Here is a 10,179-nt window from a genome sequence, read left to right as displayed (position 1 = left end):
GCGCTGGCCAATGTCGAGAGCGCCAAGCTGAATCTCTCCTACGCCACGGTCACGGCTCCTATCGCCGGTCGCGCCGGTCGCGCACTGGTCACCGAAGGAGCGCTGGTCGGTCTGAACGAGGCAACCCCTCTCACGACCGTCGAGCGGATCGATCCGATCTACGTGAACTTCAGCCAGTCGGTGGCGGAGCTGGCACGGCTCGAGGATACCGGGAACTCGCTCGGGCAAGGGGTGGACTCGCGGCCCGAGCCCAAGGTGGAGATCGTGCTGCCCGACGGCGCCCCGTATCCCCATACGGGCACCATCGACTTCTCGGGCAAGGACGTGGATCCGGCCACGGGAGCGGTCTCGCTGCGGGCCGTGGCGCCCAACCCCACGAGGCACCTGTTGCCGGGCATGTTCGTCACCCTGCGGCTGACAGCAGGCCGGATCGACCGCGCCTTCCTGATCCCCCAGGCGGCTGTACAGCGGGACTCAAGCGGCGCCTTTGTGTTGATCGTGAACGCCGCCGGCAAGGTCGAGCAACGGCGCGTCGAGACTCACGGTATGACGCGCGAGGATTGGATCCTCACCGGCGCGCTCGCGGACGGCGACCAGGTCATCGTCCTCGGGCTTCAGAAGGTCAAGCCGGGCGCCGAGGTGAAGGCCGAGGCGGCAGCCGACACCGCTCCCACGGCCCCGGCCAAGTCCTGAGGTAGTCATGCCACGTTTCTTCATCGACCGGCCTGTCTTTGCCTGGGTGCTGGCCATTCTCATCACCTTGGCGGGAACGATTGCTCTGCTCAATCTGCCCGTCTCCGCCTATCCTCCCATCGCACCGCCCCAGGTCAGCATCAGCGCGAGTTACCCAGGAGCGAGCGCGGAGGTGGTCGAGAAAACCGTGACCTCGGTGATCGAGCAGCAGCTCACGGGGGTGGACAACCTGATTTACTTCGATTCCACTTCCCGCTCCAATGGCTCGGTGCAGATCACCCTGACCTTTCTGAACGGCACCGATCCGGACATCGCCGCCGTGCAGGTGCAGAACCGTCTGAGCGTCGCCTCGCCCCGCCTGCCCGAGGAGGTGGTGAGAAACGGCATCATCGTCGCCAAGGCCAATAACGACTTCCTGATGGTCGTCGCCCTGCAATCGTCCGATCCGGCCATCGATAGTTATGCCCTGAACAATCTGATCGCGGCGCAAGTGCTGGACCCGATCCGGCGCTTGCCCGGCGTGGGCGGGGCAACTCAGTTCGGCTCGGGCTACGCGATGCGAATCTGGCTTCGGCCAGACCAGTTGCACGGCCATGCCCTGAGCGCTGCGGACGCCCTCAAGGCCGTGCGCGAGCAGAACATACAAATCGCCACCGGAGCCATCGGCGCGGAGCCCAGCGTACCGGGGCAGGGTTTTACCGCATCGGTCAGCGCCGCGACCCGATTCACTACTGCCGAGGAGTTCGGCGACATCATCCTGCGGGCCAATTCCGATGGGAGCAATGTACGCCTGAAGGACGTAGCCCGCATCGGCTTGGGTGCCGAAGCCTACGGACACGATGTGCACTTGGAGGGAGAGCCGATCGCCGGTTTCGCGATCCAGCTCGCCCCCGAGGCGAACGCCCTGCAGGTGGCCGATGCGGTTCGCGCTAAGATGGACGAGTTGCAGCGCTATTTCCCGGCGAGCGTTACCTGGATCACGCCCTACGACAGCACCCAGTTCATCCGCATCTCCATCGAGGAGGTGGTCTACACCCTATTCGAGGCGGTGGTGCTGGTGTTCCTGGTCATCCTGCTGTTCCTGCAAAACCTGAGGGCAACCCTGATCCCGACCCTAGTAGTGCCGGTGGCGCTGACCGGAGCCTTTGCCGGCATGTACCTGTTCGGATTCTCGATCAACGTGCTGAGCCTGTTTGGCCTGGTGCTGGCCATCGGGCTGGTGGTGGACGACGCCATCGTGGTGGTGGAAAACGTCGAACGGATCATGACCGAAGAGAGTCTCCCTCCGAAGGAAGCGGCGCGCAAGGCCATGGACCAGATCACCGGGGCGGTCATCGCCATGACCCTGGTGCTAGCGGCGGTCTTCATCCCCATGGCGCTGGTGAGCGGCAGCGTGGGTGTCATCTACCGCCAGTTTGCCCTGACCATCGCCATCTCCATGGGGATCTCCGCCCTCATGGCCCTGAGCTTCACGCCGGCCCTGTGCGCGAGCCTGCTCAAGCCACCGGAGGCGGAGCACAACAGGTTCCTGCGCGCATTCAACCGCTTTTACCTTTGGCTCTCGCGCACCTACCTGGCCCGAGTCACCCAGGCAGTGCGCCACACCCCACGCTGGATGGTCGCCTTCCTTGCCCTCACCGCTCTTGCCGGATTTCTGTTTATGCGCTTGCCTACCAGCTTCCTGCCTGAGGAGGATCAAGGCTACGCCTTCGCGATCATCCAATTGCCGCCGGGGGCCAACATGGAGCGTACCGGCCAGGTGCTGCGGGAGATGGAATCGATCCTGAAGCGGAATCCGGCGGTCGAGAAAGTGCTGGACGTCGCCGGATTCAGCTTCGTAGGCCAAGGCGAGAACGTCGGTTTGGGCTTCATCCGTCTCAAGGACTGGGGTCAAAGGACCGCCCCGAGCCAACAGATCCAGGCGTTCATCAGGCAGGCCAACGGTGCCCTGCAGGCCATCGAGGGGGCTCGAATTTTCGTGGTGAACATGCCGACCGTGCGCGGCTTGGGGCGCTTTGGCGGCTTCGACTTTCGTCTCGAGGACCGCGCCGGACTCGGTCATGCCAAACTCATGGAAGCGCGCGACGCCCTGCTGGGCGCGGCGGCCCGGGACCCAGTCCTGTCCGGGGTTCGTCCGAACCAGTTGGAGGACGCACCCCAACTGCATCTGGGCGTCGACCGGATTCAGGCCCAGGCCATGGGGTTATCCCTGTCGGACATTTACGCCGCCATCCAGCTGATGCTGGCCCCGGTCTACGCGAACGACTTCAACTACGAGGGGCGGGTTCTCAAGGTTCTGCTACAAGCCGAAGCCCCATTCCGCAGTCGCCCCGAGGATCTGAGTTATTACTACATCCCCAGCAGCAAGGGCGGCATCGACGACATGGTTCCCCTGAGCAGCATCGTCAAGGCCGATTGGAGCCTTGCGGCCCCGGCCATCGACCACTTTAACGGCTACGAGGCGATCCAGATCAACGGCGGCGCCGCCCCGGGACACAGCTCCGGCGAAGCCGTGGTCGCCATGCGGGACATCGTAGAGAAGGACACGCCGGCAGGGATCGGCTACGAATGGGCCGGCGCCTCGTTGCAGGAGATCATCTCGGGCCAGCAGGCCCCGATGCTGTTCGCCCTGTCGCTGCTGGTGGTGTTTCTGGCCCTAGCTGCGCTTTACGAGAGTTGGTCGATCCCGGTGGCGGTTATGCTGGTGGTGCCGCTGGGCGTGCTTGGCGCCCTGGGCCTTACCTGGCTGCGAGGCCTGGAGAACGACGTCTATTTCAAGGTCGGACTCATCGCGGTCATCGGCCTGTCGGCCAAGAACGCCATTCTGATCATCGAATTCGCCAACACCTTGCGCCAGGCTGGCCGTGGCCTGATCGAGTCGACCCTGGAAGCCTGCCGGTTACGCTTCCGGCCCATTCTGATGACCTCCATCGCCTTCATTCTCGGCGTGACGCCACTGGCCATTTCCACCGGCGCAGGCGCCAACAGCCGGCACGCCATCGGCACCGGCGTCATGGGCGGCATGCTGGGCGCGACCGTGCTTGGCGTGCTGTTCGTGCCGGTCTTCTTCGTCGTGGTGCGGCGCCTGCTCGGGGACAAGATGGATCGGGCAGCCATCAACGGATTTTCCACACGCCAGTAGTGTATTCCCGTGAGCACGGCACAGCACAACATTCCGCCTTCCGCAACCGAACCGGCCCCCACCTTGACGGCGCTGTTTTGGGGCTTTTCGTCAGTCGGTCTATCGGGTTTTGGCGGAGTCTTGCCGTTCGCCCGGCGTCTGTTGGTCGAAAAGCGCCGCTGGATGACCGCCGAAGAATTTAATGCGCAGCTCGGCCTGTGCCAGTTTCTGCCGGGTCCGAACGTGGTCAATTTAGCGGTGATCGTGGGCAAACGTTATCAGGGACTATGGGGCGCGCTGGTCGCGCCGCTGGGGCTGCTTGCGGGTCCGGTGCTGATCGTGTTGGTGCTGGCCCGGCTGTATGACCATTACGGCGCGTGGCCTCCGGTGCAAAACCTGTTGCGCGGTTTGGCAGCGGTCGGATGCGGTTTATTGTTCGCCATGGCCTGGCGCATGGCGCGGGCGATTCCGCAGAAACAGGTGTTCTGGCCGTTCACCGTGTTCACGGTGAGCGCTATTGCCCTGCTGCACTGGCCCCTGCCTGGGGTGATGGCCACCGGTCTGCTGGTGTCCAGCGGCCTCGCGTACTGGACGCTCGGACGCAAATGATTCTCATCACGTTATTTCTTGAGTTTGCCGGGCTGTCCTTCGTAGCTTTTGGCGGCGCAACCGCGTTGCTGCCGGAACTGCATCGCGTCACGGTCGACCATCATCACTGGTTGGACGATACGACCTTCACGCATCTCTATGCCATCGCGCAGGCCGCGCCGGGGCCGAATGTGCTGGTGGCCACGCTTATCGGTTGGGAAGTGGCCGGTTTGGGGGGCGCTCTGGCGGCTACGCTGGGCCTGTGTCTACCGATGAGCGTGCTGATTTACGGGCTGGTGAACCATTGGGAGCGTTATTCCGGTCAACGCTGGCAACAAGCGATCCGTTTGGGCGTCGCGCCGTTGGCCGTTGGTCTAGTCTTGTCCGGGGCCACCCTTATTGCGCAAGCCGCCGATTTTCACGGGGGTGCTTGGGTCATTGTGCTGGTTACCGTCGTGCTGAATCTACGCTACCCGGCGTTGCATCCGCTGTGGCTGATGGCCGCCGGGGCCGTGATCGGACTGAGTGGGGGACTTTAATCCTGATTGACCAGGGAATTCTGAAATGTGAGGCTATCAACAAGCAAGGTATAGGAAGCCACCTTGCATTTCATCTGGCCTCTTGGGCCATTTCAGAAAGCATACCCCAGGAGCTTCCGGCCCAGGGCGGATCCCACCGCCATTTTGGCGTCATTGACCTTCAGGGAAACGACATTGAACCCGAAACAGGTCTCTTGGCAAAGCCCAGCAGATCGACCACCGTGTTCCCGGGCGGCGGCGAGTTGGTAAACAGTTTCTTGGTGACGCCATTGAAGGTCACATAACATTCATAGGCAGGAAAATCGTCAATTTTCCCCTCAAACGAGACGCTGAATTTACCGTTCGCCCCGGTGGGTGACACCGTAAAGATCCCAACGAAGTCAATATCAGCCGCCATGCCGACTAAGGGATCGCCCGCTTTGGCGACGAGACTCAATACCGCCGGGCCGGTGGCGGGTGGATCCGGCCGGATTTGACCGGGAAACGTCGTCCCACCCTGAGTGGCGCGCAGATGTGCGCCCACACCGCCAAAAGGCGGCGGACCCCGGAATACCGGCGCCTTCTGTTCCAGCGAGCACCGCGACATATCCGCGTTTTTGAACCCTGTTTGTTTACCGGTGACGAGGTTCACCTCTGTGGTTCCGGAGGTCGTGTGCGCGGAATGGATCAGGCGTTTGGTGACGAGATCCACAACCGCGGAAGACTGCATGCGATGGCTGGCGCTTTGTAAGCTACTGAAACCTCGCTGGTCCGTCAGGTAGCCGGCATCCCAATCTTTACCCCAGTTGCCTGGCCAGGTCCGGGCAACGCCTGGCAAGGGTACGGCCGTTTTTCCCGCGTGCACACCTTTGGGAATAACCTGGGTATAGCCCTTCACCGTCTTGGGGATAAACGCCGAAATCCAGAATTTCACAGTCGGATTGGTCATGGTGCTCTCCATTGAGAAAGACGAAATTTTTTATGCTTGCGCTAAATCAACCCACTTTACAAGAGCTTTCTTTGCAGGAAACGCATCTCTCGGGACCAAGATAGCGTCCGCGCCCGGAAGGCTCCCCTCCCACGGACCTGCATGAGACGTGCATTGGCGCGATGCGCCTCACGGGTGATCAGACAAAAAGTAATATAGGGATGCATGAGCAAGGTTCTCCTAGCAAGTTTGAGGAGTGCTGTGCGTATTTCACGGGATGACGGCAGGTCGTTTCACGGGATGACGGCAGGTCGTTTCACGGGATGACGGCAGGTCGTTTCACGGAAGGCGGCAGGCCATTACACGGAAGGCGGCGGGTTGTTTCGCCAATGAGCAGCGACGCAGGTTAACAACTTGTAGGCTGGTTCCTTTTTTTCCGAGGAGGAACTCATGCCGACTGAGAGGTTATCCATGCGCAAGATTCAAGAAGTGCTTCGTTTGCAGGCGGCGGGCCATAGCCAACCACAAATTGCCCGGAGTTGCGGGATCGGCCGTAGCACGGTCGGAGAGTATCTGCAACGCGCCCGACGAGCGGGCCTGGGTTGGCCCCTGCCCAAGGGCATGATGGCCGATGAATTGGAACGACGGTTGTTTCCGCCGCGCCCCGCCGCTGGGTCTGCGGATCGCGGAAAACCGGATTGGGCCACCGTCCACCAGGAATTACGCCGCCCCGGCGTCACCTTGTGGCTCTTGTGGGAAGAGTACAAAGCCACGCATCCCCAGGGCTATCAATACACCTGGTTCTGCCAGCAGTATCGGGCTTGGGTGGCGCATACCGATGTGGTGATGCGCCAGACCCATCGGGCCGGTGAGAAGGTGTTTGTGGACTACGCCGGTCCCACCGTGCCCATCGTGGACCGCATCACGGGTGAACTCCGCCAGGCCCAAGTGTTTGTTGCGGTGCTGGGCGCCAGCAATTACACCTATGTGGAGGCGACCTGGACCCAAGGACTGGATGACTGGCTCATGGCGCATGTCCGGGCCTTTGCATTTTTCGGCGGTGTCCCGGAAATTGTGGTTCCAGATAATTTGAAAACCGGCGTCCAGACGCCGCACCGCTATGAGCCCGACCTCAACCCCAGTTATCTGGAGTTAGCCGCCCATTATGGCGTCGCGGTGATCCCCGCGCGTGTCCGAAAACCGCGTGATAAAGCCAAAGCGGAAAGTGGCGTGCTCGTGGTGGAACGCTGGATTCTGGCCCGCTTGCGCCATCGGACTCTGTTCAGTCTCGACGAACTCAACACGGTCATCCGCGAACTGCGCGACGCCCTCAATCAGCGCGCCTTCAAAAAACTCCCCGGTTCCCGTCAGCATTGGTTTGCAACGCTGGAACAACCGGCGTTGCGTCCCTTACCGGCCGAACCCTACGTGTTCGCGCAATGGAAAAAAGCGCGCGTCAACATTGACTATCACATTGACATCGAGCGCCATTACTATTCGGTCCCCTACCTCCTGGTGCGCCAGGAAGTGGAGGTGCGCCTGACCGCCACCACGGTCGAGGTCTTCCATCAACGTCAGCGGGTGGCTTGTCATCGCCGCCATCCGCAGCCTGGTCGCCATACCACCGTAACCGCCCACATGCCCAAAGCCCATCGGGAGTACGCCGAATGGACGCCCGAACGGTTAGTGCGCTGGGCTCACCAGACCGGCCCCCACACGGCGACTCTAGTGGAACGTATCCTGGCCACGCGGCCCCATCCTCAGCAGGGCTACCGCTCGTGCTTGGGCATCTTGCGTCTGGGCAAAGCCTATGGCGCCGACCGCTTGGAGGCCGCCTGTCAGCGCGCGTTAGCCATTGGGGGACTGAGTTACAAGAGCATCGAGTCGATTCTCAAGCATGGCCTGGACCAGCAACGCCTCCCGGATGCGGGGACTTCGCCACCGCCCATCCCTTCGACCGCGACCCACGCGAACGTGCGCGGCGCACGCTATTACCAATAACCCAGGAGCCTCCGCCATGCTGAAACAACCCCTTCTCGATCAACTGCACACCTTGAAACTCAGCGGCATGCGTCAGGCCTTGCACGAGCAACTCCAGATGCCCGATAGCGATCAGCTCAGCTTTACGGATCGCTTGAGTCTCCTGGTTGATCGCGAACTGACCGAACGCGCGAATCGTCGCCTCCAGTACCGCTTACAGCAAGCCCGTTTGCCCCAGCAAGCCTGCCGGGAAGACCTGGATTACCAACATCCCCGGGGCCTGGATAAAACCCTCATCCAGCATCTGCTCGGTGAACGCTGGCTTGTGGAGCATCTCAACTGCCTGATTACCGGCCCCACCGGCGTGGGGAAAACATGGATTGCTTGTGCCTTGGCTCAGCATGCGTGTCGTCTGGGCTATACCGCGCGCTATGTCCGTTTGCCCCGCTTGCTCCCTGAACTGGCGTTGGCCCGCGCCGATGGCCGCTATCCCAAGCTGCTACGCGAGTACGCTAAAGCACACGTGTTGGTCATCGATGACTGGGGCTTAACACCGCTCACCAGCGAGGGCCGCCGTGATCTTCTGGAAATCCTCGATGACCGGCATCACCGTCAATCCACCCTCGTGACCAGCCAGTTGCCCGTGGCAAGCTGGCACGCCTATCTGGACGAACCCACTCTGGCTGATGCCCTCCTCGATCGGCTCGTCCATAACGCCTACACCCTCAACCTGACCGGAGAATCCTTACGAAAACGTAAAACCCCCTTGACGAACTCCATCACGGAACAGTAAACACTCATCCACTGCGTCGCTGCGCTCCGACCGAGTGAAATACGCTGCCGCCTTCGACTGAACTCGCCGGCCGTCATCCCGTGAAATGGATGGCCGGCATCAGTGAAATACGCAGTGCTGGGCCTACCGGGTCGGATTTGTACGCGCGTAGGTAATAAACTGGGCCTTCGCCCTCTTGGCCCGGCAGCGTTGAAAAGCCGCATATTCCTGCGCGCTGGACTCCTGATAACGAATGCTCGATTCCACCGCGAGAACCGCACAGATCCAAAGGGTTTTCCAATATAGTTGTTCGATCAACATCGCAGCGTCTCCTGGGTTGCTTGTTCTCAGTCGAGGATACCGAACAGCATATTCCTTGCCAAAACCTAGAGAAACGCTCGGTATTTAACGGCAACTTCATGATTCTTCTCAAGAGAGAGCGGGAGATCCCGAGGGTGGCCTGCAGCGGCGGTGCGGCGGCGTCGATCGGGTCCACACCCTGAACGAGGTACATCGCTCACGGTGAGCCGCTCACCTGCTCATTTTGACCGGCCCAAACTGCTGGGTCCGGACAGGCAGCGGTAGCGCCTCCGAGGCCGACTCAAGTTGTTAACCAAACTTATGTGCGACAATTTCGAGATTTATCGATCACTGGAAAAGATCGTTTATTTGCATTTAGGTAGTGTCCCTCAACTGCTGTGGTGAATCTGGGCGAAGTCGGGAAACACCTGTTCGAGTTTCGGTAGTTGATCGATGACTTCAGCGGGGACACGATAGGATAACAATTCTGCGGTGGTCCAGACATGATCGGTCATGCCAGCCGCCATCGCGGGCGTACCGGGGGACCATCGACGCAGGGTTCCGTGTCCGCGCGTCGGTTCGGGCGATACGAGCGGTTGTCGCAAGCTGCGGTGGGGTAACACCAAATGATAGTAGGCTAATGAAACCCATAATTGTTTCTCAAACCATTTGAGATTTTTAGAAAATCTGATCGTACGCCGAGTCAGACGCTGGTTGCTTTGTCGTTGGGTCAGGTTATCGCGCTCCACAAAACTGGTATTGATCCCCCCGCTAACGGGGGAAGTTTGCACGTAGGCCGCCACGGTCTGGGTATCGCCAAACACCACATGGGTCTTCACTTTCACGACCCGACCCTGCTGGCGGATTTTGATGACTTGGGCATACTGCATCTCGGGCAGCGGTCGGCGCCGGGGTTTGGGCTGAGGACCTCGCGAACCGCGACGCACCGGTTGATACCATTCCCCATAGGTCATCAACAGCGCTTTTTCATACTCGGGCCATTGATCACTGGTAAAAAAAGGGATATGTAGATCAGTCACTTGTCGAACGCGTGCCAGCAATTGATCCGCATAAGTTTGGGTCCGTTTGCCGATCACAAACGCCAATACCAACCGCCATTCCGGCGCAAAAGCGAGCCAGACCCACGCATCGCCATACGTTTCATGATAACTTTTGGTGCCCGGCAGATTCGCTTGTTTACGCGATGTTCGACTTTTCCGAGGGGAGATGAGAGCAGGCGGATGCGGCATGGCGATGTGAGCTAAGCTGAGAGGAACCA

The 10,179-nt window shown here is 60.7% G+C and carries 9 protein-coding genes; 6 read left to right on the top strand and 3 right to left on the bottom strand.

Going from position 1 to position 10,179, the window contains the following annotated elements; all coding sequences use genetic code 11:
• The 4 genes from H6973_20120 to H6973_20105 all read left to right on the top strand — a co-directional run.
• Positions 1-693: efflux RND transporter periplasmic adaptor subunit (locus H6973_20120; protein ID MCP5127826.1), on the top strand; the 693-nt coding region annotated here is incomplete at its 5' end.
• Between the two features lie 7 nt (positions 694-700).
• On the top strand, positions 701-3,835 hold the full coding sequence (locus H6973_20115; protein MCP5127825.1) for a multidrug efflux RND transporter permease subunit: 3,135 nt from the start codon (positions 701-703) through the stop codon (positions 3,833-3,835).
• A 30-nt stretch (positions 3,836-3,865) separates the two neighbouring features.
• The gene (locus H6973_20110) at positions 3,866-4,423 is read left to right on the top strand and encodes a chromate transporter (protein ID MCP5127824.1); all 558 of its coding nucleotides are present in this window, start codon (positions 3,866-3,868) and stop codon (positions 4,421-4,423) included.
• Positions 4,420-4,941, top strand: coding sequence for a chromate transporter (locus tag H6973_20105; protein ID MCP5127823.1), 522 nt, complete (start codon positions 4,420-4,422; stop codon positions 4,939-4,941). Before H6973_20110 ends, H6973_20105 begins: the two co-directional genes overlap by 4 nt.
• Before the next feature lie 160 nt (positions 4,942-5,101).
• On the opposite strand, the gene H6973_20100 is transcribed toward H6973_20105, so the two are convergent.
• Positions 5,102-5,869 (bottom strand): hypothetical protein, encoded by a 768-nt coding sequence (locus tag H6973_20100; protein ID MCP5127822.1) that lies wholly within the window; start codon positions 5,867-5,869, stop codon positions 5,102-5,104.
• 450 nt (positions 5,870-6,319) lie between these two features.
• Between H6973_20100 and H6973_20095 the strand changes: the two genes are divergently transcribed.
• Both H6973_20095 and H6973_20090 read left to right on the top strand, forming a co-directional pair.
• Entirely contained in the window at positions 6,320-7,849 is a 1,530-nt protein-coding gene (locus tag H6973_20095) for an IS21 family transposase (GenBank protein MCP5127821.1), read from the top strand.
• A gap of 16 nt (positions 7,850-7,865) precedes the next feature.
• Positions 7,866-8,621, top strand: coding sequence for an ATP-binding protein (locus H6973_20090; GenBank protein ID MCP5127820.1), 756 nt, complete (start codon positions 7,866-7,868; stop codon positions 8,619-8,621).
• Positions 8,622-8,744: 123 nt separating this feature from the next.
• On the opposite strand, the gene H6973_20085 is transcribed toward H6973_20090, so the two are convergent.
• On the bottom strand, positions 8,745-8,921 hold the full coding sequence (locus tag H6973_20085; protein MCP5127819.1) for a hypothetical protein: 177 nt from the start codon (positions 8,919-8,921) through the stop codon (positions 8,745-8,747).
• A gap of 368 nt (positions 8,922-9,289) precedes the next feature.
• Positions 9,290-10,150 carry a helix-turn-helix domain-containing protein gene (locus H6973_20080; protein ID MCP5127818.1) on the bottom strand — a complete coding sequence of 287 codons (861 nt, stop codon included), beginning with the start codon at positions 10,148-10,150 and terminating at the stop codon, positions 9,290-9,292.
• Positions 10,151-10,179 lie beyond the last annotated feature (29 nt).

Source organism: Gammaproteobacteria bacterium (genome assembly GCA_024235095.1).
In the GTDB taxonomy this organism is placed as follows: domain Bacteria; phylum Pseudomonadota; class Gammaproteobacteria; order Competibacterales; family Competibacteraceae; genus UBA2383.
Note: the sequence above shows the minus strand (reverse complement) of the source record. Positions and strands in the feature narration are given on the sequence as shown.

Excerpts from the sequence above, each read along its gene's own strand:
- H6973_20115 (MCP5127825.1), top strand. The coding sequence starts at position 701 with ATGCCACGTTTCTTCATCGACCGGCCTGTCTTTGCCTGGGTGCTGGCC.
- H6973_20105 (MCP5127823.1), top strand. The coding sequence starts at position 4,420 with ATGATTCTCATCACGTTATTTCTTGAGTTTGCCGGGCTGTCCTTCGTA.
- H6973_20100 (MCP5127822.1), bottom strand. The coding sequence starts at position 5,869 with ATGACCAATCCGACTGTGAAATTCTGGATTTCGGCGTTTATCCCCAAG.
- H6973_20095 (MCP5127821.1), top strand. The coding sequence starts at position 6,320 with ATGCGCAAGATTCAAGAAGTGCTTCGTTTGCAGGCGGCGGGCCATAGC.
- H6973_20090 (MCP5127820.1), top strand. The coding sequence starts at position 7,866 with ATGCTGAAACAACCCCTTCTCGATCAACTGCACACCTTGAAACTCAGC.
- H6973_20085 (MCP5127819.1), bottom strand. The coding sequence starts at position 8,921 with ATGTTGATCGAACAACTATATTGGAAAACCCTTTGGATCTGTGCGGTT.
- H6973_20080 (MCP5127818.1), bottom strand. The coding sequence starts at position 10,150 with ATGCCGCATCCGCCTGCTCTCATCTCCCCTCGGAAAAGTCGAACATCG.